The organism is Zobellella denitrificans (genome assembly GCF_002407485.1).
Taxonomy (GTDB): domain Bacteria; phylum Pseudomonadota; class Gammaproteobacteria; order Enterobacterales; family Aeromonadaceae; genus Oceanimonas; species Oceanimonas denitrificans.
In genome coordinates this window covers 2,530,259-2,554,116 of record NZ_CP012621.1, presented here as the reverse complement: position 1 = coordinate 2,554,116, position 23,858 = coordinate 2,530,259, and the positions used below count along the sequence as shown (strand labels likewise).

The following is a 23,858-nucleotide window of genomic DNA, read 5'->3' as shown; positions in this document are numbered from 1 at the left end:
TTTTATGGTATTTTAGATGGTATCATCTTTTGTTTTTGTCTTTTACTCTGTTTTATAAGGTTTTTTTGTAGCTATTTATAATAGAGTGGGAGTGAGGCCGGTTATCGGTGAATGACAAAAAGCCCCTGCAATGCAGGGGCTTTTTGTTATTGGGTGCATATAACCTATGATGCCGGCGCACCCGACATTTTCACACTCATGACACAGAAGTTCATTCTTTGAGCAGGGAGTTATCAAAACCTTTGGCGCTCGGACAGGTTCAGCTAAGAAGACACCAGCGGGGAGAACCAGTCACTTGCAGACGCAGGTGTTCATGTTTATAATTTGTTCATGATTCATGAACGGTGGTGGTGTGTGAACACTAACGCGACTCTGCTGATGCTGGCCCTGGATAGTCTGCCCTCGCACATCCAGGGCGAGTCTACCTTTGATCCAAAGCCGGATGGCCATCCTTACTCTGATGCCCAGGTCACCCTGACGGTACACGGCGAACGCTACCGGTTTAGCGCTGAAATAAAGCATATCCACCGTAAAGAGAGCCTCACAGCACTGCTGGGAGCTGCTCGTCCCGACACCCTGTTGGTGTGCAACAGACTGACTACTCATCTCGCCGATTTTTGCTCCAGCAACGCTATCAACTTCATTGATGAGGCCGGCAACGCCAGGGTGAGCTGTAACGGGCTGAATCTGTGGATTGAGGGGAGAAATAGCTCCGTAAGTCCTTCTGCAACTCAGCAGCAGGCAAAGCCGGGGCTGGGCTTTATGAAGCTGCTGTTTGCCTTATTGGCTCAAGAGGATGTGTTACGTCTACCGTTTCGAACCATTGCCGAGATGGCAAATATTTCGTTGGGCATGATCAGCAAGGGGTTTAAATACCTGGAGTCTGAAAAGCTTGTCAGTCTGGGCAGTACCCGGCGCATTCTGGATAAGGAAGCCCTTTATCACATCTGGATTGAACACTATCGCACCGTATTAAGACCAAAACTCGGTGGGATAAGACTGGTGGCTCCCGATGATTGGCGTGAAGTCCCCTTAACACCCAAGGATTGCTGGGGGGGAGAAGTGGCTGCCGATGAACTGACAGGCTATTTACAGTCTTATGAGTTACAGCTTTTTACCTTCGAGCCACTGCAGAAAAAGCTTGCTTTGCTCAAGGCAAAACCTGACCCTGCCGGCAGACTCTGGTTGGTTCCGGCATTCTGGGGGAAGGAGCTGGACATCAATATCAAAGCCAGGGCATTGCTGGCTGTTGCCGAGCTGCTTGCAAGCAGCGATAGCCGAAATAAAGAGGTTGCCGAACTCATCAATGAGCAATATCTACACCTTAAAACACTCCCTGAAACCTGGGTTTGAGCCTGTACTGACATTGATCACCCGCACAACCAGGCAAACCGGAGTACCATTTTTTGTTGCTGGAGCAACGGCGAGAGATCTCGTTCTGTATCATGTGTTTGGCCGGGATCCCGGTCGTCAGACCCGGGATATTGATACCGGTATTCTGGTGCCGGATTGGGACGCTTTCGCCAGAGTAAGGCAGGCTTTGCTGGATGCTGGTTTAACCGTAACCAATAGAGTCCATCGACTTAAAGATCCCGACAGTGGCTTGCCAATTGATATTATTCCATTTGGTGCCATAGCCGATGACGCAGGTGAAATACAGTGGCCACCAGAGCATGCTGTCACCATGTCGGTGGCTGGATTTCAGGAAGCGTACGATGCCGCCTTATCAGTAGAAGTAGGGCTGGGCGATACCATCAAAGTCGCGTCGCTGGCCGGGTTGACTCTGCTAAAGCTGATAGCCTGGCAGGAGCGGGGAAACGAAAGTAGCAAAGACGCGGCTGACTTTTTAACCATTCTGCTTGAGTACCAGCATGTTCAGGAGGATCGTCTGTGGGAGCCTTATGTCCCGGCAGAGCGCCTGGAGTATGATACCGAGAGACAAGGGGCTTTCCTGCTCGGGTACGATTTGAAAATGATCTTGTCTGAGCCAGCAACCAGCCCGGATACCGTCAGCCGGATTACCGCATTGGCGGCTGATATTGATGGACTGGTCGGGGCTCAGTTCAGAACTCAGAACCTCTGCGGTTACGAGAGGATAGAGCAGCTGCAACAGGACTTTTGGACGGGACTGGAGTTGTAAGAGCAGCCTCGAGTCAGCAAAAAATTAATAAAATTCTGTACGTGGTATTTTTCTTGGTATCGAAGGGATTGTGCTTATTAAAGTATTGATATTTAAAGGCTAAATCCCACTCTTGATAATAGAGTGGGAATAGACATCTGTTGCCAATATTGAAAAAAGACGCCCTTGTGGCGTCTTTTTTTTCTCAATAGATTGCGTTGCAAATTTTCTCGGGCTCTTGTGTCCCTTATCAAGGGGAGGCGGTTTATTTTCTAGGACCCGTATTGATACTATCTGTCAACCACACGACCACCCTGTCTTTCTCTACCTGATGTAGGTAAACACGCTTTCGAAAGGATGATTGTCTATGGTGTGCCTGATTGAAAATCCATGATGTTAAGAGGCGTTGCTGCATATGAGATTTTTTGCCGATGGTCCATCTATCCCGGATCTCCTCCTTGAGCGATGTGATGCTGGTCGAGTGGTATTTTTGTGTGGCGCAGGAGTCTCGATCCCGTCTGAAATGCCTGATTTTGTTGAGCTGACCCGATACGTTGTCGATTTCTTTGACCCTGCACCGAATTCCGAGATAGCTAAGGCTTTTAAACCATGGGTTGAAGCTAGTTCCGACATTCAGCCCGGCACTAAGACGCCGTTGGATCAAATTTTCAATCTGCTGCATCAGGAATATGGCAGAGAGGAAGTAAATGCGTTAGTCACTGAGCGACTGCAAGCGTCAAACGAAACTACAAAGCTCGGTGTTGCGCACGGGTTAATCAAACGGATCTCTGCACGTCAGCCCGGGGTACCTCAGGTCGTCACCACTAACTTTGATCGGCTATTTGAGCTGGGAGAGGGCGATCTTGTTACCCATGTTCCCCCGGCCTTCCCGGATCTTTCCTTGGGGGCATCGCTGGATGGTATCACCTATCTGCATGGGCGTTTGTCTGATATTGGTGCCGAGCAGCACGGCTATGTGTTGAGCAGTGCCGATTTTGGACGGGCATATCTATCGGAAGCCTGGGCCACCAACTTTATTCGCAGCCTACTCGAGCACTTTACTGTCGTGTTGGTGGGTTATCAGGCAGAAGATCCACCCGTTAAGTATCTGTTGCAGGGGCTGAATCATGACGGTCAGTTCGACCGCTCCAGACTCTATGCCTTTGATAAGGGGCGAGCGGAGGATATTGAGGTGAAATGGCGCGATAGAGGGGTGACTGCTATCGCCTATGAAGATTATTCTCATCTTTGGCAAACCTTGGCCGCATGGGCAGAGCGGGCCGACGATCCGCGTAAGTGGCGAGCGTCTGTTATCGCCATGAGCCAGCAGGACCCGAAAGAGCTGACTCCTCACGAGCGTGGCCAAGTGGCTCATGTTCTTCGCACAGTACAGGGTGCGAGATTGTTCTCGGAGGCTGAACCGAAACCTCATCCGGAATGGGTGTGTGTAATGGATGCAAATGTTCGGTCAACTAAGCCGGATCGAAGAGATGGCGATGATGAAGATAAAGAAGTCTTCGATCCCCGGGCTGCTTATGGACTCGATGATGATCTGATAGATATCTCTGACGATGACCGCAGACAGGGTGTCAGCAACGATAACCTTCTTGTCTGGCGCGATGAAGACGACAATCCGCATGATTTTCATCGGCTGGGCGGACGACAGGCCGAAGGTTCCGAGGCGACGCCGATAAGGCTTAGCCACCTCATCAACTGGGTCAGTAAGTCCATCGATAGCCCAGTGCTGGCATGGTGGTCCATTCGGCAGAACGGACTGCATCCGCGACTGCTGCAACAGCTCGAGTGGCAAATGGGACGTTCGAAGGCTCTCCACGAGCGCGCTCGTCATATCTGGCACCTGATCCTCGAACATCATAGAGACCCTCGCAATCGTCAGTGGAATGGCGACTGGTTCGACTTGAAGAAACGGATCAATGCAGAAGGGTGGACGGCCAGTGTTCTACGGGACTTCCGGAGGGTTACGACGCCGCGATTGGAGATCAAGCCACCGTTTGGCTTGAGGCAGTCCAGGCCGCCCTGTTTGCGTTGGAAGGAAATTCATCTCAGCGACCTCGGGCGGTGGGAAGTTGAGTTCCTTAAACGGCACGGTGAAGGCTTGGACGTCCCCGACGATCTATTGCCACGGGTAGTTGGCATCCTGGAGGAACAGCTTACCGTCGCCTCTGGACTATTGGGGGATATCGAGACTGTCTATTTCCAGACACCGACCTGCTATCCGAACCGTGAGGTCGATGGAAGAAAGCACATCACGGAAAGTGCGGAGGTCGTGACTTGGTTCGTCCAATTTTTTGACCGAATGGTTGCCAAGTGGCCAGAACTAGCGAAGGCACATGCAACGACCTGGTCTACGGCAGATCGGTTCTTCTTCCGTAAGCTCAAGCTGTATGCGTTCAGTAAAGCGGAAGCCTTTGAGGCCGACCATGTAGCCGAAGAAGTTTTGTCTTTGGATCAGGAGACATTCTGGGACATCGATGTGGTTCGAGAGCTTCTTTTCCTGCTGGTGGATCGGTGGGTAGAGTTCTCTCAGGAGAGCCGAAACCAACTTATCGACCGCATCTTGACGGGCCCCGATCAGTGTTCCCACTGGTCTGACGACGAGTTTCCTGGGCTGCGGGACGAGTTTGCCGCCAGATACATCCGATATCTCGAACTACAGGGTTGTGAACTGACGGCAGATCGCAGTGAACGGCTTGCCGAGTTGATCAGAAGCATTCCTGGATGGAGTGATGGCTGGGCGACCTCGACGGTGGTCGAATGGGGCTCTCACACGGGCTGGGTCGGTACGGATGAAAAACCAGATGCCATCTTGGAGCTTCCCGTCAATGAGGTGGTCTCCAGGGCAAAGGAAGACCTGAAGCGGGACTTTGACAGCTTCACCGAGAAGCGGCCCTTTACTGGTTTAGTGAAAGCCAATCCGCGAAAGGCGCTGTCTGCGTTGACGATTGCAGGAAAGGCTAACGACTACCCGGAGGCATTCTGGTCGGCCATGATCAATGAGCTTCCCGCAGACATATCGCCCAGGCTGAGACGAATATTCCTGAACCGAGTAGCGCGACTCCCACAGGCAGTTATCATCAAACTGCGCCATACCTTAGGCCGATGGCTCAAAGAGAACTTGGTCACGGTCCTTGAGTTTGATGATGGTCTCGGTTGGGCGCTCTACGATCACATCGCCGATGCCATCCTGAACGGTGGAGCAGATGCCGCGAAAAGCGGCCTTGGCGAAGTCCGCCGAGGTGGAAAAGTCATTCAACAGTCCCGGCGCACATTCGGCCATGCGATCAACGGCCTTGTTGGTATGTGTGCTGAGGCCCTTTTGCATGCGGTGCCAGGTGAAAAACAGGAGGCCGGGTCACTCATCCCAGATCACATCAAGTTACGCCTCGAGCGCCTCTTTGCGGCACCAGGTGAGGGCTCAGATCATGCTGTGTCAATAGCCTGCAGACAGCTGAACTGGCTTATGTTCGTCGATCCGTACTGGACTAAGGAACGCCTTATTCCAATGTTGGCTTTCGAGCATCCAGCTTCGGAACCAGCTTGGAACGGTTTTCTTCGTGGGGATGTGCCTTCGGCGCCCTTGGCCGAGTTCATCAAACCGCACCTACTCGGCCTCATTCCATGGCTCGAAAGATTTTCTTGGGAGGACGACTTTTCTGTGGTTGCTGCCCAATGGCTAGGTTTTATGAGGGTGTTTCACCGGAATGAGCCATGCGGTCTTTCACGAGGTGAAATGCGTTCGGCCTTACGAGCGATGTCTGACGATACTCGGAACCAGTTTATTTTCTGGTTGGGCCGGGTTGGACAGGAAAACGAAAACGGCTGGGTCAAATACGTCATTCCCTTAATCAACGAGGACTGGCCGAGAGAGCGCCGATACAGGACTTCTGCATCGATGAGGGCGTGGATCGGTCTGCTTGATGATACCGGCGATAGCTTCCCCGCTGTTTACGAAGTGGTGAAAAAATTCTTGGTGCCGGTGGAGACAAATGACCATCCTTTCGTCCGGTTCACCCGAGAGATCAATGATGAACAGCCGATTGCTGCCCTATTCCCTGAAACGACGCTGGATTTGATGAACAGAGCTACACCTCATGCCCTTACCCGTCCGCCGTATGAGTTACCGAAGGTACTAGCACTGATTGCGGAAACCGAGCCTGACTTGACATCAGACCCACGCTATTTACGCCTTATCGATCTTGTGGAACGCAACTAAATAACTGATCCTAATAGTGCTACATCGACCGGGTCCCGCACGCAGACACGCCGTAAACCCGTCCCTGGGGGCTCCGCCGCGCCATCCCTGGCGCGGAGGGTCTGCTTAGCGAAACCCAGTCGCTGCCGGTAGTGATCTACCATTCGGAACAGGTATTTAGAGCTCGATCTTCATGACCGGCAACGTCTTCTCGCTTCTGTGTACCTGAGCCGATTGGTTCAAGCGGGAGGCCCTACAGGGCGATGCCCAGGCACGGGCGGGCGCGGTAAAATTTGTTCAATGATTGCAGTGTGCTAAAATGCAGTCATGTAAAGCAAGTGCGGGGTTTGAAATCATGCCGTCTATCACTGTTAGAAATGTGCCGGATGAGGTGCATCGTGCCCTGAAGGTGCTGGCTGCCCAGCACGGGCGCAGCGCCGAAGCGGAAATCCGCGACATCCTGGAAAATGCCGTAAAGCCGAAAGGCCGGAAGAAACTGGGTTCTCTGCTGGCCGAGATTGGCCGACGGGCCAAGTTGACCGATGAAGATCTTAAAACCATCGAGCAGGTGCGCGACAAGACCCCTGCCAAGCCCATGACGTTCGAATGATCGTACTGGATACCAATGTCGTTTCGGAGCCACTGCGTCAGGCCCCCGAAGCCCAGGTGATTGACTGGATTGACGCGCAGGCGCTCGAAACGCTTTACCTGTCGGCTATCACGGTGGCCGAACTGCGTTTCGGGATGGCGTCGTTGCCTGCCGGCAAACGCCGTGACCGGTTGCAAGAGAGCCTGGAAAAGCAAATTCTGCCGCTGTTTGCCGGGCGGGTGCTGCCGTTCGATATGTCGGCATCGAAAGCCTATGGCGAACTGATGGCGAAGGCACGGACAGCCGGACTGGCAATCGGCGCAGCCGATGGTTATATCGCAGCGACGGCCGCCGCCAATGGCATGATCGTCGCCACGCGAGACGTCAGCCCGTTCGAAGCGGCGGGCGTAGACACCATTAACCCTTGGGAAGCCTAACCCTGGCCCTGTAAAGGACGTAGGAAGTGCTTGCCTGCCCCTGGGGTGTGCTAGTCTGAGCTGCCTGGGTGGGTGAAAGGTTGACGATGGCGCCTTGGTGACAAGGGGCTGGTGAGGGCGGACTGTGCCGTTTAAGCATTATCATTTTTTGGATGAACTGACGTCTCTACCCTATGTCGAGGCTATCTATCTGTTTGGCTCAAGAGCGCGGGGCGACCACAGGGAACGCTCCGATATTGATTTGGCCGTTGTTTGCCCAGAGGCGAGCGCGCAGGACTGGCTGAAGGTGTTGTCCATTATCGAGCAGGCCGATACCCTGCTGACCATCGATTGTGTCCGGCTGGATGCCGAGCCCGAGAACAGTCCGTTACGGGCGGCCATCGAGCGAGATAAAAAGGTACTGTATGAGCGTTGAACTGAACCTGGGGCTGTTGAGCAATGCCCTGGCTCGTTTGCAGGAATCTCTGGATTTTCCGGCCAGTCAGCCGCTGGTGGTGGACGCCAGTATTCAGCGTTTTGAGTTTTGTATCGAGTTGACCTGGAAAACGTTGAAAAAGGCCCTGACGGTGGAGGGGATTTCGGCCAACACACCGCGGGAATGCCTGCAACAGGCCTATGCCGCTCATTGGTTGGAAGATGAAGGAGAATGGCTCTCCATGCTCAAGGACCGGAATCTTACCTCGCACACCTACAAGGAAGAAGTGGCGTGGGATATCTATCAGCGACTGCCGGATCACCTGGCCGCCATGCAGGCGCTACATCGGCTGCTCAGCCAGCGTTTTGGCGGTAGCGCCGGCGAGTAGAGCTATTTAGCTTTGATGAGCGACTGGCTCTGTGTGTGGATGCCCGTTTGCGCAACCTTTACACCGTGGTTCAATGCCGGGGCACTGGACGCCTCACGCCTCCCGCCTCACGCTTCCCGCCTCACGGCCATCAAAGATTCAGATAGCGGTTCATATCCAGCAGGCCGGCTTCCAGGGGCGTGGTTTCCTGCTGGTAGCGGTGCATGTCGTGGAAATAGAACCAGAACTCGGGGTGGGTGCGGCGGATGCCGAAGTGGCGCGCCAGGGTATGGATGTCCTCGGCCCGGGCCATGGCCATCAGTGCCGCCACAAAGTCGTCCAGCTCTTCCAGTTTGACGTTGAAGATAAAGTTGGGGTAGCTGCCGACCACGCCGGGCAGTACCGTCAGGGTGTCGTTGCGGGGCCGCAGGCGCAGATCCTCCCCCAGGATAAAGGCCACGTTGGAGTGATCCCGGTTGTGCAGCAGGCTGTACACCAGGCGCCGCTCGCCGGCCTCGATGCGCAGCAGGCTGACTTCCGGCAGCCACTGGATGGCGGGCAGGGTGGCGGCGGTGATGCCGGTCAGGCGGCGCAGCAGGGCCTCGGCCTCCCGTTCGGCGGCGCTGTCCGCCTCGGCGCAGGCTTGCCGGTGGCAGCGGTTGAGCCGCTCCGGCGGGCCGGCGACCGGGGCCAGGGTGGTGAGCACCTGGCGGCCGAAGTCGGCCAGGGGGGCCTTGGTGTCCACCGCGATACGGCTGGGGGTGCTTTCGTCCACGTCCGCATAGGTGGTGAACAGCTTGATGCGGGCGCTGTTGTCATACCATTTGTGCAGCAGCGGGTTGCGTACCGGGGGCGGCAAAAAGCGCAGCAGGTTGGCCTCGGCGCCGTTGCGGATCAGATCGAAGTAGAGCCGGGTCTGGGCCTGGTGGGCCACGCTGCCGTAGACGTTGAAGTTGGCCACCAGGGCGTAGTAGGTGCGCTCCAGCAGCGGGTAGTCCATCACCCACAGGGTGGTGGGCAGGTCTCCCTGCCAGCCGCGCAGCACGCTGGCGCTGTCGTAGTGGCGGAAAATGGTGAGCAGGGCGTCCTGGTTGTGGCCGTCTCCGTCCCACAGGTGATCGAGTGACGGCCCCTGGGGATAGGTGCGGGCGTAGTCCTGCTGGCGGGCGGTCAGGTAGCGGTTGCGGGCGTCCCGGTGGGCTATCCAGTCCGGGCCCAGGCTCAGCAGATCCGAGGTCAGCCCGGGCAGGGCCAGCCAGGCCTTTACCCGGGCACGGTGGTTGGCATCGGTCACGAAGAGGTCGTGCTGCGGGTGCTGGAAGCTCACCCAGAACTGATCGCGGATCACGTCGGTGGCGATCGGCCCCCGGCACACCGGGCCGCGGATAAAGGTGCGCACGAAGTATTCGGCGTTGTCCAGCAGGTACTGGTAGCGGGCCCGGGCGGGGATGGCGGCGTAGGTGGTGAAGGGATTGGCAGCGGCCTCGGGGCCGTAGCCGGGCAGGGTGGTGACCGTCCAGTCCGGCGCGAAGAACAGTTGCTCCAGCCGGGCCATTTTGGCCTCGCTCAGGGGATAGGTGATATGGGTCTTGTGCACCCGGCTTTCCAGCCGGGGCCGCAGCCGGTAGAAGAAGTCACCCGCCACACCGTCGGTGGGGCGTACGGTCGGGATGATCGCGATGGGCTCCCCGGGCGGGGTGCGGGAGCGCACCAGCTCGAAGAACACCTGATCCTGGTCGCCCTCGAAATGCAGGTGGGCCAGAAACCAGTGCTCGTACAGGTAGCGGGCCACCAGCCGGTGGCGGTTGTCATCGCGGTTGAGCCAGTGCTCCCAGCGGCGGACTTCCCGCTCCAGGCCGGCGGACAGGGGCTGGGTTTGTTCGGGCACCCTTGCCCCCTGGGCCAGCCAGTCCACCAGCAACTGATACTCCTCGCCGCTCAGCCCGGTCACGGCAAAGGGCATGCCGGCCTGGGGATGCTTGGCGGCGAAGGCGTCGAACTCGTCGGCGTTCACGCACTGGTTGTTACGCTTGATGGAAATGTCCAGGCTGTCCGGCAGCCGTTCGTTGGCCGCCCAGGGGGCCTGATGGCCCAAGGCCAGCATCCGGGCCATCAGGGCGGGGGCCTCGGCCTGGCCGTCCAGCACGCTGAAGAAGCCGCGCTCCCGCCAGGCCGGTGTTCCTTCCGCATCCACATAAAGGCGGTTGGGCGGCGCGTCCTGGGTGCGGGTGCCGTCGTAGACCACCTGCTTGCTGGCGCCCCGCTGTACGCCCTCGTGGCTGGCGAGCTTGAGCTGGCAGGGGGCATCGTAGCAGGCGTGGCAGGCGATGCACTTGTGCTCGAAGATGGGCCTGATGTCCCGCTCGTAGTCCACCGGCCGGTCGCCGGGTGCCGGCAGCGACAGGGCCAGGGGCGGCGCCGAGGCCGGCTGGCGCAGCAGGAGGAAGAGGGTCGCGGCGAAGATCGGGACAAGCAACAGCAGCCAATGGGATTTTTTCATGTCGGGCCTTGTCGACGGGGTCTGGGACGGTGGTACCATGTGCCGGACCCGGGGTAAAGAGGAAGTTGACCATGATGATAAGAAAGCTGTGCTGGGGAGTGCTGCTGTTCAGTGCCGTGGCCGGGGCCAACCCCATCACGACCCGGCCGCCGGTGGAGCTGAATATTTCATCGGGGCTGGAGCCGGTGTGTTTCTACGCCGATCAGCGCTATTCGAAGGGATCCGTGATCACCGTGGGCGACCAGCTGTTTATCTGCGAGCGGGAAAAGTCCTTCGAGCAGAACGGCCGGCTGAGCTGGCACCCCTTTCCGCTGAAGGAAGAGGGCAGGCCCTAGGCCTGTTTTTTTATTTCCAGCAGGGGGATATCGAGGCTGACCGGCTCGGTCGGCCGGCAGCAGCAGGGCAGTATCTCCCCCTCGGCCAGGTAGGCGAGGGGGGCTTCATGGTAGGCCACCCGGCCGGCCAGCAGGGCGGTGCGACAGGAGCCGCAGTAGCCGCTGCGGCACTGGTATTCCACCGCGTGGCCGGTGCGCTCCAGCCCCTCGAGCAGGGTTTCCCCCGCCCGCAGTTCGAAGCTCAGTTCCCGGGTGCGGACTCGGCTCACAGCTCGAAGTCACCCAGATCGTCGTGGCTCACCTGGGAGTCAATCTGGCCTACCAGGTAGGAGCTCACCTCCACCTCCTGGGGCGCGACCTGGACGTTGTCGGACGACAGCCAGGCGTTGATCCAGGGGATAGGGTTCTGCTTGGCACCCTCAAAGGCGGGCGCCAGTCCCACCGCCTGCATGCGCAGGTTGGTGATGTATTCCACGTACTGGCACAGGATATCCTTGTTCAGGCCGATCATGGAGCCGTCCTTGAACAGGTATTCGGCCCATTCCTTCTCCTGGATGGCGGCGGCCTTGAACAGCTCGAAGCACTGCTGTTCGCAGTCGCGGGCCACCTGGGCCATCTCCGGATCGTCCTCGCCGGCGCGCAGGATATTGAGCATGTGCTGGGTGCCGGTCAGGTGCAGGGCCTCGTCCCGGGCGATCAGCTTGATGATCTTGGCGTTGCCTTCCATCAGCTCGCGCTCGGCAAAGGCGAAGGAGCAGGCGAAGCTCACGTAGAAGCGGATCGCCTCCAGGGCGTTGACGCACATCAGGCACAGGTAGAGCTTCTTCTTCAGCTCGTAGCGGTTGACGGTGACCTTGCGGCCCTTGATCTCGTGCTCGCCCTCACCGTAGAGGTGATAGAAGTTGGTGTACTCGATAAGCTCGTCGTAGTAGCCGGCGATGTCCCTGGCGCGCTTCTGGATATGTTCGTTCGCTACAATATCGTCGAACACCTTGGAGGGATCGTTGACGATATTGCGGATGATGTGGGTATAGGAGCGCGAGTGGATGGTCTCGGAGAAGGCCCAGGTCTCGATCCAGGTTTCCAGCTCGGGCAATGACACCAGTGGCAGCAGGGCCACGTTGGGGCTGCGGCCTTGGATGGAGTCGAGCAGGGTCTGGTACTTGAGGTTGCTGATAAAGATGTGCTTCTCGTGATCCGGCAGGGCCTGGTAGTCGATCCTGTCCTGGGACACGTCCACCTCTTCCGGACGCCAGAAGAAGGAGAGCTGCTTTTCGATCAGCTTCTCAAAAATTTCGTATTTCTGCTGGTCATAGCGGGCCACGTTCACCGGGTTGCCGAGGAACATGGGCTCTTTCATGTGATCGTTCTGAACTTGACTGAAAGTGGTGTAAGACATTTTTCTCGTTCCGCAAAGACAATGAGCGCAGTGCCGCTCAGCCCGCGTTGGCGGTAGTGAGCGACGCTGCGCACAGCGGCGAGGTGGCCCTCGCCGGGATTATTTGAGTGTGACGGTGCCTTAAATCTTGCAGGCACCGCCGGCGCAGCCGTCATCTTCCTGCATGTCGTTCTGGGCGTCTGCCGCACCGTCACGGGTGTTGTGGTAATACAGGGTCTTGAGCCCGAACTTGTAGGCGGTGAGCAGGTCTTTCAGCAACTGCTTCATCGGCACCCGGCCACCCTCGAAGCGGGCCGGATCGTAGTTGGTGTTGGCGGAAATGGCCTGATCCACGAACTTCTGCATCACCCCCACCAGCTGCAGGTAGCCGTCGTTGGAGGGCATCTGCCACAGCAGCTCGTACTGGCCCTTGAGGCGCTCGTACTCGGGCACCACCTGCTTGAGGATGCCGTCCTTGGAGGCCTTGACCGACACCAGGCCACGGGGCGGCTCTATGCCGTTGGTGGCGTTGGAGATCTGGCTCGAGGTCTCGGAGGGCATCAGCGCGGTCAGGGTGCTGTTGCGCAGGCCCACGGTTTTTATTTCCTCGCGCAGGCTTTCCCAGTCCAGGTGCAGCGGCTCGCTGCAGACGCCGTCCAGATCCTTCTTGTAGGTGTCGATGGGCAGTATGCCCTGGGCGTAGGTGGTTTCGTTGAAGGCCGGGCAGGCCCCGAACTCCCTGGCCAGTTGCACCGAGGCTTTCAGCAGGTAGTACTGGATGGCCTCGAAAGTCTTGTGGGTCAGGCCGATGGCGCTGCCGTCGGAATATCTGACGCCGTGCTTGGCCAGGTAGTAGGCGTAGTTGATCACGCCAATGCCCAGGGTCCGGCGGTTCATCGAGCCCTTGTGGGCGGCCAGCAGCGGGTAGTCCTGGTAGTCGAGCAGGGCGTCAAGGGCGCGTACCGCGAGCTCCGCCAGCTCTTCCAGGTCGTCCAGGCTGTCGATGGCGCCCAGGTTGAAGGCGGACAGGGTGCACAGGGCGATTTCGCCGTTCTCGTCGTTGATGTCCATCAGCGGCTTGGTGGGCAGGGCGATCTCCAGGCAGAGGTTGCTCTGGCGCACCGGGGCCACCGCCGGGTCGAAGGGGCTGTGGGTGTTGCAGTGATCTACGTTCTGGATATAGATGCGGCCGGTACCGGCGCGTTCCTGCATCATCAGCGAGAACAGCTCCAGCGCCTTGACGGTGCGCTTGCGGATGCTGTCGTCGGCTTCGTACTTGACGTACAGTTCCTCGAATTTCGCCTGATCCTCGAAGAAGGCGTCGTACAGGCCGGGCACGTCGGAGGGGCTGAACAGGGTGATGTCGCCGCCCTTGATCAGGCGCTGGTACATCAGCCGGTTGATCTGCACGCCGTAGTCCATGTGGCGGACCCGGTTCTCTTCCACGCCGCGGTTGTTCTTGAGCACCAGCAGGGATTCCACCTCCAGGTGCCACAGGGGGTAGAACAGGGTGGCGGCACCGCCGCGCACGCCGCCCTGGGAGCAGCATTTGACCGCGGTCTGGAAGTGCTTGTAGAAGGGGATGCAGCCGGTGTGGAAGGCCTCGCCGCCACGGATGGGGCTGCCGAGCGCCCGGATGCGGCCGGCGTTGATGCCGATGCCGGCGCGCTGGGACACATAACGCACGATGGCGCCGGAGGTGGCGTTGATGGAATCCAGGCTGTCGCCGCACTCGATCAGCACGCAGGAGCTGAACTGGCGGGTGGGAGTGCGCACGCCGGACATGATGGGCGTGGGCAGGGAGATCTTGAACTGGGACACCGCGTCATAGAAGCGGGTGATATAGTCCAGCCGGGTCGCCTTGGGGTACTTGGAGAACAGGCAGGCGGCCACCAGCATGTACAGGAACTGGGGGCTTTCGTAGATGGCGCCGGTGACCCGGTTCTGCACCAGGTACTTGCCTTCGAGCTGCTTGACCGCGGCGTAGGAGAAGTCCATGTCTCGCTCGTGGTGCAGGCGGGCGTTCAGGGTCTCGAATTCCTCGCGGCTGTAGTCGGCCAGGATGTGCTGGTCGTACTTGCCCATCTCGGTGAGCCTGACCACATGGTCGTAGAAGTGGGGCGGCTCGAACTGGCCGTAGGCCTTCTTGCGCAGGTGGAACATGGCCAGGCGGGCGGCCAGGTACTGGTAGTCCGGGCTCTGTTCGGAGATCAGATCGGCGGCGGCCTTGATGATGGTCTCGTGAATGTCTTCGGTGCGGATGCCGTCGTAGAACTGGATATGGGAGCGCAGCTCCACCTGGGAGACGGAGACATTGTCCAGGCCCTCGGCGGCCCAGGTGATGACCCTGTGGATCTTGTCCAGATCGATGGGCTCCTTGGCGCCGGAGCGTTTGGTGACCAGCAGATGTTTGTTCATAAGGCGGACCTTCTCCCAGTGGTGTTGTGTCTGCTCCGGCAAAACCCGTGCGGCCAGCCACCCTATATAGTGTGGTCGGCAACCGGAGGAAGCACAACATCTAGTTGTGATATTGAGGATGGGCACAATATAGTGGGTTACCCCCCGATTCTCAAGCCGGCGGCCACGCGCAAATCTTGTGGATAATCTGTGATCTTCGGGCTTGGGTTTGCACTCACTAACTTCTGCTCCGTTGGGAGTCTGGCGCTGGCCGGCGGCTGTCGTTTTTATGGTCGGGAAGAAACTTTTTTTGAAAAATTTGGCTTGCAAAAAAAGGCGTTTGGGGATCCCGCCGGAACTTTCAGCAGGTGGCGCCGAATGCGCCTTGCAGCCAGTGCTGCAGGGCCGGCACCGAGTCGAGCCGGTGGTCCGCCCGCCAGTCGTCCGGGTGTTCGCCGGCCGAGATATAGCCCCAGGCGGCGGCGATGGTCACCATGCCGGCGGCCCGGCCCGCTTCTATGTCGCGCCTGTGGTCGCCCACATAGACGCACTGGGCCGCCGCCACCGCCAGCCGTCCGGCGGCGTGGAGCAGGGGCGCCGGATGCGGTTTTTTCTGGGGCAGGGTGTCGGCGCTGACGGTGACGCCGCAGCCGGCGAACAGCGGCAGCCCGGCCAGCAGCGGCTCGGTCAGGGCGGCCGGCTTGTTGGTGACCACCCCCCAGGGAATGCGGCGTTGGTCGAGCCAGCCGAGCAGCTCCGCCACCCCGTCGTAGGGGCGGGTATGGCGGCAGAGGTTTTCGCCGTAAAAGGCCAGCATCCGCCGGCGCAACTGCTCCAGCCCGTGCTGCTCGATCAGCGCCGGGTGGATGCCGGCCTGGAGCAGGGCGTAGGCACCGTCCGAGGTGGTGCGGCTCAGCACCTCGGCGGAAAGCGGCGGCAGTCCCAGGGCGGTGATGACATGGTTGGCGGCCGCGCCCATGTCGCCCGCCGTGTCCAGCAGGGTACCGTCGAGATCGAACAACACCGCCTTAACCTGCATGGCTTACTCCGGCTTGATGGCGTGGACCATGTAGTTGACGTCCGCGTCCCGGCTCAGCTTGAAATCGCCGGTCAGGGGCCGGTAGACCACGCCGCTGATGTCCTTCACCACCAGGCCGGCCCGTTCGATATAAGTGCACAGCTCGGCGGGGGTGATGAACTTGCGATGATCGTGGGTGCCCTTCGGCACCATTTTCAGCAGGTGCTCGGCCACCCCTATCATCAGCAGCCAGGCCTTGGGGTTGCGGTTGATGGTGGAAAACACCAGGGTGGCGCCGGGTTTGGCCAGCTCGGCGCAGGCCTGCACCACCGAGGCGGGCTCGGGCACGTGCTCCAGCATTTCCATGCAGGTGACCAGGTCGAACTGTCCGGGCTGCTCTGCGGCCAGCTGCTCGGCGGTGCCCTGACGATAATTGACGCTCACCCCGGCTTCCAGGGCATGCAGGCGGGCCACCGCCAGCGGCTCGCGGCCCATGTCCACCCCGGTGACCTCGGCGCCTTCCCGGGCCATGCTCTCGCTCAGGATGCCGCCGCCGCAGCCGATGTCGATCACCTGCTTGCCGAACAGGCCGCCGGCCTTGTCGGCTATCCAGTCCAGGCGCAGGGGGTTGAGCCGGTGCAGGGGCTTGAAGTCGCCCTCCGGATCCCACCAGCGGGAGGCCATGGCCTCGAATTTGTCGATTTCCTGTTGATCTACGTTCATGGTCAAAGCCTTAAAGCCGGGCACACTGAGGAGGCCATTATAACCAAGCGGCCTGTCGCCGCCAGCTTCCCTGCTCCCGTCGGGCCGGAACTGTGCTAGAATGGCGCGTTTTTCAAAGCCATATAATCAATAAAATTGGGGACAAGGCTTGCTATGACCGATCTGGCCCGAGAAATCATGCCGATAAACATCGAGGAAGAGCTCAAGCGCTCCTACCTGGATTACGCCATGAGCGTGATCGTGGGACGGGCCCTTCCCGATGTGCGAGATGGTTTGAAGCCGGTGCATCGCCGTGTGCTGTTCGCCATGAACGAGCTCGGCAACGACTGGAACAAGCCCTACAAGAAATCAGCCCGCGTGGTGGGTGACGTAATAGGTAAATACCACCCCCACGGCGACAGCGCGGTATACGACACCATAGTGCGGATGGCGCAGGACTTTTCCATGCGCTACACCCTGGTCGACGGCCAGGGCAACTTCGGCTCGGTGGACGGCGATTCCGCCGCCGCCATGCGTTACACCGAAGTGCGCATGGACAAGATTGCCCACGAGCTGCTGGCGGATCTGGACAAGGAAACCGTCGACTGGGTGCCCAACTACGACGGCACCGAGATGATACCGGCGGTGATGCCGACCAAGGTGCCGAACCTGCTGGTCAACGGCTCTTCCGGCATCGCCGTGGGCATGGCCACCAATATCCCGCCCCACAACCTCAACGAGGTGGTGGACGGCTGCCTGGCGCTGATCGACGACGAGCACATCACGGTCGACCAGCTGATCGAGCTGATCCCGGGTCCGGATTTCCCCACCGGCGGCATCATCAACGGCAAGTCCGGCATTATCGACGCCTACCGCACTGGCCGTGGCAAGATCTATGTGCGCGCCCTGGCCGAGATCGAGACCGACGAGAAGAGCGGGCGCGAGACCATCATCGTCTCCGAGCTGCCCTACCAGGTGAACAAGGCGCGGCTGATTGAAAAAATCGCCGAGCTGGTCAAGGAAAAGCGCATCGAGGGCATCTCCGCCCTGCGTGACGAGTCCGACAAGGACGGCATGCGCATCGTGATCGAAATCCGCCGGGGCGAGGTGGGGGAGGTGATCCTCAACAACCTCTACGCCCAGACCCAGATGCAGACGGTGTTCGGCATCAACATGGTGGCGCTGGACAACAACCAGCCGCGCACCTTCAACCTGAAGGAAATGCTGGAGTGCTTTATCCAGCACCGGCGCGAAGTGGTCACCCGCCGTACCATCTTCGAACTGCGCAAGGCGCGGGATCGGGCCCACATCCTGGAAGGCCTGGCCATCGCCCTGGCCAACATCGATCCGGTGATCGAGCTTATCCGCCGCTCACCGACCCCGGCGGAGGCCAAGGCCGGGCTGCTGGCCCAGGGCTGGGCGCTCGGCAACGTGGCCGGCATGCTGGAGCGGGCCGGTGACGACGCCGCCCGCCCGGAATGGCTGGAGCCCGAATACGGCATCCGCGACGGTCACTATTACCTGACCGAGCAGCAGGCCCAGGCCATCCTGGATCTGCGCCTGCACCGCCTGACCGGCCTGGAACACGAGAAGATCCTGGAAGAATACAAGGCGCTGCTGGAGCAGATCGCCGAGCTGCTGCATATCCTCAACAGCACCGTCCGCCTGATGGAGGTGATCCGCGAAGAGCTGGAAGCGCTCAAGGAACAATTCGGCGATGCCCGCCGCACCGAGATCACCACCTCCAGCGCCGAGATCAATATCGAAGACCTGATCACCCAGGAAGACGTGGTGGTCACCCTGTCCCACCAGGGTTATGTGAAGTACCAGCCGTTGTCCGACTACGAGGCCCAGCGCCGGGGTGGGCGTGGCAAGTCGGCGACCAGCATCAAGGAAGAGGATTTCGTCGAGCGCCTGCTGGTGGCCAACACCCACGACACCATTTTGTGCTTCTCTACCGCCGGCAAGGTGTACTGGCTCAAGGTCTATCAGTTGCCCGAAGCCAGCCGCGCCGCCCGCGGCCGGCCCATCGTCAACCTGCTGCCGCTGGATCAGGGGGAGCGCATCACCGCCATACTGCCGGTCAAGGAATACGCCGACGACAAGTACGTGTTCTTCGCCACCGCCGACGGCACCGTCAAGAAGACCAGCCTGTCCGCCTTCAGCCGGCCGCTGGCCTCCGGCATCCGCGCCATCAACCTGAAGGACGGGGATGAGCTGATCGGAGTCGACATCACCGACGGCAGCAACGAGATCATGCTGTTCTCCGCCGCCGGCAAGGTGGTGCGTTTCGCCGAGGGCGGCGGTCGCGCCGAGTCCGAGGGGGCCGATGAGGGCGAGGAGCAGGCCGACGAGGCCGCCGCCGGTGGCTCCAAGGGCGTGCGTCCCATGGGACGCACCGCCTCCGGGGTACGCGGCATCCGCCTGGCCGAGGGGGATCGGGTGGTCTCCCTCATCGTGCCCCGCGGCGACGGTGCCATCCTTACCGCCACCGCCAATGGCTATGGCAAGCGTACCGGCCTCGACGAGTACCCCACCAAGAGCCGGGCTACCCAGGGCGTGGTCTCCATCAAGGTGAGCGAGCGCAACGGCGAGGTGGTGGGTGCCATCCAGGTGGATGAAAGCAATGAAATCATGCTGATCACCAACGGTGGCACCCTGGTGCGCACCCGGGTGTCCGAAGTCAGCTTGATCAGCCGCAACACCGCCGGTGTTCGCCTGATCCGCACCGGCGAGGACGAACAGGTGGTGGGCTTGCAGCGCATTGAGGAAACCGAGGACGACGAGCTGGCCGAAGGCCAGGACGGCGCGGCCGAGGAGTAAATGCACAGGGGGCCTTTGGCCCCCTTTTGTTCGGGTAAAAACCTGACCCGAAAATCATTTTGACTCGGTGGCTTGCCGCCGTGTAAAAGCTAGTAATAAAGCAGCGCAGGTCGGGGAGGGGATGCCCCCTTTCCGCCGGGCGCTGTCGCCACTTTGGTTCAAATGAGGGTAACCCAGGGAAAATGGAGAAGATGGTTTATAACTTCAGCGCAGGCCCGGCCATGCTGCCGGTAGAGGTAATGAAACAGGCCCAGGCCGAGTTCCGTGACTTTCACGGCCTGGGCGTGTCGGTGATGGAGCTGAGCCATCGTGGGGCCGACTATATGGCGGTGGCGGCCGAGGCCGAGCAGGACCTGCGGGATCTGATGCAGATCCCCGACAACTACAAGGTGCTGTTCCTGCAGGGCGGCGGCCGGGGCCAGTTTGCCGCCGTGCCGCTCAACCTGATGGGCATCAACGCCAAGGCCGACTACATCGTCACCGGCCAGTGGTCCAAATCCGCCGTGGCCGAAGCCGAGAAGGTGGGGGACGTGCGGGTACTGGAAGGGCTCAAGACCGCCGAAGACGGCCGCCAGGGCCTGGCCACCAGCTGGGCGCTGGACTCCACCGCCGCCTATGTGCACTACTGCCCGAATGAAACCATCGAAGGCATCGAGTACAACTTTATTCCCGATACCGGCGACGTGCCCCTGGTGGCGGACATGTCCTCCACCATCCTCTCCCGTCCCATCGACGTGACCAGGTTCGGCATCATCTATGCCGGCGCCCAGAAGAACATCGGCCCTTCCGGTCTGGCGGTGGTCATCGTGCGCGAGGACCTGCTTAGCCAGGCCTGCCCCCAGGTGCCGGGCATTCTGGACTACGCCGCCATGGCCAAGGCCGACTCCATGCTCAACACCCCGCCCACCTATGCCTGGTATCTGGCCGGCCTGGTGTTCAAGTGGCTGAAGGCGCAGGGCGGGCTGGAGGCCATGGGCGAGCGCAACAAGGCCAAGGCCGAGCTGCTGTACAACTACGTGGATGCCAGCGACTTCTACCGCAACGAGGTGCATCCCAGCGCTCGCTCCTGGATGAACATCCCCTTCCAGCTGAAGGACGACAGCCTGAACGACGCCTTCCTGAAGGGGGCCAAGGCCGAGGGTCTGCTGGCGCTCAAGGGGCACCGCATCGTGGGCGGCATGCGCGCCAGCCTGTACAACGCCATGCCCATCGAAGGGGTGCAGGCGCTGGTCGCCTATATGGACAAGTTTGCCAAGCAGCACGGAAGCTAAAGCTTGAAGCCATGATAAGTCACAAGTCTGTCTGATTTAACGTTAGATAAGAGGCAACAGGGCCACCTCCGCCGACACGCCGCAAGTACATCCATGTAGGCTCGCACATGCCATCCCTGGCATGTGACGGTCGGCGGAGGCCATCCCTGTTGCCTCTTTCAAGCCTCGATGCCGTCTGCTGGTGGTGCCAACAGGCGACACAGGGCAAATATAAAACGTTCAAAAGGAGTCACCGTGAGTATTGATTTTCTGGCCCTGGCCAACCCCGGGGTGGAGGGGCTGCACCCTTACCAGCCGGGCAAGCCGGTGGAAGAGCTGGAGCGCGAGCTCGGTATCAGCAACAGCGTGAAACTGGCCTCCAACGAAAACCCTCTGGGGCTGGGGCCCAAGGCCCGGGCCGCCATCGAACGCGCCCTGCCGGAGCTGGCCCGTTACCCGGACGCCAACGGTTTTGCGCTGAAGGCCAAGCTGGCAGACAAGCTCGGCGTCCACCGCGAGCAGCTGATCCTCGGCAACGGCTCCAACGAGCTGATTGACCTGGTGTTCCACACCTTCGTGTCGCCCGGGCAGCAGGTGGTGTATTCCCAGTACACCTTTATCGTCTACGCCCTGGCCACCCAGGCCCATGGTGCCGAGGCGGTGGTGGTGCCGGCCAGGGACTTCGGGCACGATCTCGAGGCCATGGCGGCGGCCATCACCCCGGCGACCCGGCTGGTGTGCATCACCAACCCCAACAACCCGACCGGCACCTTCGTCGGCGCGGCCGAGATCCAGGCCTTTATGGACAAGGTGCCGGCCCAGGTGCTGGTGGTGCTGGACGAGGCCTATACCGAGTATGTGGCGGAAGACGAGCGGATCCCGTCCATCGACTGGCTGGCCCGTTATCCCAACCTGATCGTGTCGCGCACCTTCTCCAAGGCCTATGGCCTGGCGGGGCTGCGGGTGGGCTACATGGTCTGCCATCCGGAGCTGGTGGCGGTGCTCAACCGGGTGCGCGAACCCTTCAATTGCAACAGCCTTGCCCTGGCGGCGGCGGAAGCGGCGCTGGACGACGAGGACTATCTCAACCAGGCGGTGGAACTGAACCGGCGGGAGATGGCGCGCTACGAGGCGTTCTTCCAGGAGCAGGGCCTGAAATACATTCCTTCCCGGGCCAACTTCATCACCCTGGATCTGCAGCGGGAAGCCGGGCCTGTGTATGAGGCGCTGCTGCGCGAAGGCGTCATCGTACGGCCCATCGCCGGCTACGGCCTGCCGACCTGCCTGCGCATCAGCATCGGTCTCGAGCACGAGAACCAGCGTTGCCTGGAAGCCCTGGCCAAGGTGCTGGGCTGAGGGAAGGCCGGTGCAAACCGGCCTTTTGTTTATCTTGCCCTGATGCACCAGCCCTGTTAACGTCTAGAAAGCTTCAGTTGTTGTTTACCCCGAATCTCCAGGAATCATATGGAAAGCCTCAAACTATCCCCTATCGCCCGGGTGGAGGGCACCGTCAACCTGCCCGGCTCCAAGTCCGTGTCCAACCGGGCCTTGCTGCTCGCGGCACTGGCCCAGGGCACCACCCGCCTGACCAACCTGCTCGACAGCGATGACATCCGTCACATGCTGGATGCCCTCAAGATCCTGGGGGTGCAGTACGAGCTGTCGGACGACAAGACCGAATGCGTGGTGCATGGTCTGGGCCGGGCGTTCAGCGTGAAGGAGCCGGTTTCCCTGTTCCTCGGTAATGCCGGCACCGCCATGCGCCCCCTGTGCGCCGCCCTGTGCCTGGGCACCGGCGAGTTCACCCTGACCGGCGAGCCGCGCATGTGGGAGCGGCCCATCGGCCACCTGGTGGATGCCCTGCGCGAAGCGGGCGCCGACATCAGCTACCTCAAGACTGACGGCTATCCGCCGGTGTTTATCAACGGCAAGGGCCTGTGGGGCGGCGATGTGCACATCGACGGCTCCGTTTCCAGCCAGTTCCTGACCGCCCTGCTGATGGCGGCCCCCATGGCCTCCGGCGATACCCGCATCCATATCAAGGGCGAGCTGGTGTCCAAGCCCTATATCGACATCACCCTGCACATCATGAAACAGTTCGGGGTGAGGGTGGAGCACGATAACTACCAGGTGTTCTATATCCAGGGCAACCAGGGCTATGTGTCGCCGGGGACCTTCCTGGTGGAAGGGGACGCCTCTTCCGCTTCCTACTTCCTGGCGGCGGGCGCCATCAAGGGCAAGGTTCGGGTGACCGGCATCGGCCGCCACAGCATCCAGGGCGATATCCGTTTCGCCGATGTGCTGGAGGCCATGGGGGCACGCATCACCTGGGGCGATGACTTTATCGAGGCCGAGCACGTGGCACCGCTCAAGGCGGTGGACATGGACATGAACCATATTCCCGACGCCGCCATGACCATCGCCACCACCGCCCTGTTTGCCGAGGGCACCACCCGTATCCGCAATATCTACAACTGGCGGGTGAAGGAAACCGACCGGCTGTTCGCCATGGCCACCGAGCTGCGCAAACTCGGGGTCGAGGTGGAGGAAGGGGAGGATTACCTGGTGGTGACGCCGGCCACCAAGCTGCAGGAAGCGGAGATCGCCACCTACAACGATCACCGCATCGCCATGTGCTTCTCGCTGGTGGCCCTGAGCGACACCCCCGTGGTGATCCTGGATCCCAAGTGCACCTCCAAGACCTTCCCGGACTATTTCGACAAGCTGGCCAGCATCAGCCAGGCCGAGTAAGCCGGTTTCTTGCCCCGCTGCGGCGGGGCTTTATCATTGCTTCCCGCTTCCCGCTTCCCGCTTCCCGCTTCCCGCTTCCCGCTTCCCGCTTCCCGCTTCCCGCTTTAGTGATGCTTCATCTTTTCCAGCGCTTCCCGTGCCTTGATGTCGGCGGCGTCCAGCTCCGCCAGCACCTTTTCGATGTCTTCCTGCTGTTGCTGCAGGCTGGCGCGCTTTTCTGCGATCATCGCTATCATGGAGTGCAGCTGGGGGCGTGAGCTGTGCTCGGCATCGTACAGCTCGAACAGCTCACGCATTTCCGCCAGGCTGAAGCCCAGGCGCCTGCCGCGCAGGGTAAGCGCCAGGCGGATCCTGTCTTTGTGGCTGTAGATGCGGGTGTTGCCCTTTCTCCTGGGATTGAGCAGGCCCAGCTCTTCGTAATGGCGCAGGGTGCGCGGGGTAATGTCGAATTCATCGGCCAACTCAGAAATGGTGTAGGTGACTTCCTTATTGGGCATCATCGATCACTCCTGCGCAATGTCGGTAAGGGCTGCGGACGAAGCCAGACCTTACACCCATACGCCC

General features: G+C 60.2%; 19 protein-coding genes. 12 read left to right on the top strand and 7 right to left on the bottom strand.

What is annotated here, in order from left to right:
- Window positions 1-354: 354 nt before the first annotated feature.
- The 7 genes from AN401_RS12185 to AN401_RS12155 all read left to right on the top strand — a co-directional run bounded on the left by AN401_RS12185 (window position 355) and on the right by AN401_RS12155 (window position 8,161).
- Window positions 355-1,353: a type IV toxin-antitoxin system AbiEi family antitoxin gene (locus AN401_RS12185; protein WP_096779506.1), complete on the top strand. Its 999-nt coding sequence runs from the start codon at window positions 355-357 to the stop codon at window positions 1,351-1,353.
- Entirely contained in the window at window positions 1,307-2,140 is an 834-nt protein-coding gene (locus AN401_RS12180; protein WP_096779505.1) for a nucleotidyl transferase AbiEii/AbiGii toxin family protein, read from the top strand. The genes AN401_RS12185 and AN401_RS12180 overlap by 47 nt, the downstream gene beginning before the upstream one ends.
- Before the next feature lie 394 nt (window positions 2,141-2,534).
- Complete coding sequence (locus AN401_RS12175; RefSeq protein ID WP_096779504.1) at window positions 2,535-6,353, top strand: SIR2 family protein; 3,819 nt, start codon at window positions 2,535-2,537, stop codon at window positions 6,351-6,353.
- A 334-nt stretch (window positions 6,354-6,687) separates the two neighbouring features.
- On the top strand, window positions 6,688-6,942 hold the full coding sequence (locus AN401_RS12170; protein ID WP_096779514.1) for a FitA-like ribbon-helix-helix domain-containing protein: 255 nt from the start codon (window positions 6,688-6,690) through the stop codon (window positions 6,940-6,942).
- Window positions 6,939-7,358: a type II toxin-antitoxin system VapC family toxin gene (locus tag AN401_RS12165; RefSeq protein WP_096779503.1), complete on the top strand. Its 420-nt coding sequence runs from the start codon at window positions 6,939-6,941 to the stop codon at window positions 7,356-7,358. The genes AN401_RS12170 and AN401_RS12165 overlap by 4 nt, the downstream gene beginning before the upstream one ends.
- 124 nt (window positions 7,359-7,482) lie before the next feature.
- Window positions 7,483-7,773, top strand: coding sequence for a nucleotidyltransferase domain-containing protein (locus AN401_RS12160; RefSeq protein ID WP_096779502.1), 291 nt, complete (start codon window positions 7,483-7,485; stop codon window positions 7,771-7,773).
- On the top strand, window positions 7,763-8,161 hold the full coding sequence (locus AN401_RS12155; protein WP_096779501.1) for an HI0074 family nucleotidyltransferase substrate-binding subunit: 399 nt from the start codon (window positions 7,763-7,765) through the stop codon (window positions 8,159-8,161). The genes AN401_RS12160 and AN401_RS12155 overlap by 11 nt, the downstream gene beginning before the upstream one ends.
- A 130-nt stretch (window positions 8,162-8,291) precedes the next feature.
- On the opposite strand, the gene AN401_RS12150 is transcribed toward AN401_RS12155, so the two are convergent.
- Window positions 8,292-10,640: a fatty acid cis/trans isomerase gene (locus AN401_RS12150; protein WP_096779500.1), complete on the bottom strand. Its 2,349-nt coding sequence runs from the start codon at window positions 10,638-10,640 to the stop codon at window positions 8,292-8,294.
- A 71-nt stretch (window positions 10,641-10,711) separates the two neighbouring features.
- Between AN401_RS12150 and AN401_RS12145 the strand changes: the two genes are divergently transcribed.
- A complete protein-coding gene (locus tag AN401_RS12145) occupies window positions 10,712-10,975 on the top strand; it encodes a DUF1496 domain-containing protein (RefSeq protein WP_094038676.1) in 264 nt (87 codons plus the stop codon).
- On the opposite strand, the gene yfaE is transcribed toward AN401_RS12145, so the two are convergent.
- The 5 genes from yfaE to ubiG form a co-directional block, all read right to left on the bottom strand.
- On the bottom strand, window positions 10,972-11,244 hold the full coding sequence (yfaE, locus tag AN401_RS12140; RefSeq protein ID WP_094038675.1) for a class I ribonucleotide reductase maintenance protein YfaE: 273 nt from the start codon (window positions 11,242-11,244) through the stop codon (window positions 10,972-10,974). The genes AN401_RS12145 and yfaE overlap by 4 nt on opposite strands.
- Window positions 11,241-12,374 (bottom strand): class Ia ribonucleoside-diphosphate reductase subunit beta, encoded by a 1,134-nt coding sequence (gene nrdB, locus AN401_RS12135; protein WP_094038674.1) that lies wholly within the window; start codon window positions 12,372-12,374, stop codon window positions 11,241-11,243. Before nrdB ends, yfaE begins: the two co-directional genes overlap by 4 nt.
- A 120-nt stretch (window positions 12,375-12,494) precedes the next feature.
- Window positions 12,495-14,771 carry a class 1a ribonucleoside-diphosphate reductase subunit alpha gene (gene nrdA / locus AN401_RS12130; protein ID WP_094038673.1) on the bottom strand — a complete coding sequence of 759 codons (2,277 nt, stop codon included), beginning with the start codon at window positions 14,769-14,771 and terminating at the stop codon, window positions 12,495-12,497.
- 340 nt (window positions 14,772-15,111) lie between these two features.
- On the bottom strand, window positions 15,112-15,789 hold the full coding sequence (locus AN401_RS12125) for an HAD-IA family hydrolase (RefSeq protein ID WP_094038672.1): 678 nt from the start codon (window positions 15,787-15,789) through the stop codon (window positions 15,112-15,114).
- A 3-nt stretch (window positions 15,790-15,792) separates the two neighbouring features.
- Entirely contained in the window at window positions 15,793-16,491 is a 699-nt protein-coding gene (gene ubiG, locus AN401_RS12120; RefSeq protein WP_094038671.1) for a bifunctional 2-polyprenyl-6-hydroxyphenol methylase/3-demethylubiquinol 3-O-methyltransferase UbiG, read from the bottom strand.
- 153 nt (window positions 16,492-16,644) lie between these two features.
- On the opposite strand from ubiG, the gene gyrA reads away from it, so the two are divergent.
- The 4 genes from gyrA to aroA all read left to right on the top strand — a co-directional run bounded on the left by gyrA (window position 16,645) and on the right by aroA (window position 23,294).
- Window positions 16,645-19,293, top strand: a complete 2,649-nt coding sequence (gene gyrA / locus AN401_RS12115; protein ID WP_096779499.1) for a DNA topoisomerase (ATP-hydrolyzing) subunit A — start codon at window positions 16,645-16,647, stop codon at window positions 19,291-19,293.
- 182 nt (window positions 19,294-19,475) lie between these two features.
- Complete coding sequence (serC, locus tag AN401_RS12110; protein ID WP_094038669.1) at window positions 19,476-20,564, top strand: 3-phosphoserine/phosphohydroxythreonine transaminase; 1,089 nt, start codon at window positions 19,476-19,478, stop codon at window positions 20,562-20,564.
- Window positions 20,565-20,798: 234 nt separating this feature from the next.
- Window positions 20,799-21,899, top strand: a complete 1,101-nt coding sequence (hisC, locus tag AN401_RS12105) for a histidinol-phosphate transaminase (protein WP_198401729.1) — start codon at window positions 20,799-20,801, stop codon at window positions 21,897-21,899.
- Between the two features lie 108 nt (window positions 21,900-22,007).
- A complete protein-coding gene (gene aroA / locus AN401_RS12100; protein WP_094038668.1) occupies window positions 22,008-23,294 on the top strand; it encodes a 3-phosphoshikimate 1-carboxyvinyltransferase in 1,287 nt (428 codons plus the stop codon).
- Between the two features lie 104 nt (window positions 23,295-23,398).
- On the opposite strand, the gene AN401_RS12095 is transcribed toward aroA, so the two are convergent.
- Window positions 23,399-23,794 carry a MerR family transcriptional regulator gene (locus AN401_RS12095; protein WP_094038667.1) on the bottom strand — a complete coding sequence of 132 codons (396 nt, stop codon included), beginning with the start codon at window positions 23,792-23,794 and terminating at the stop codon, window positions 23,399-23,401.
- Window positions 23,795-23,858: the final 64 nt, after the last annotated feature.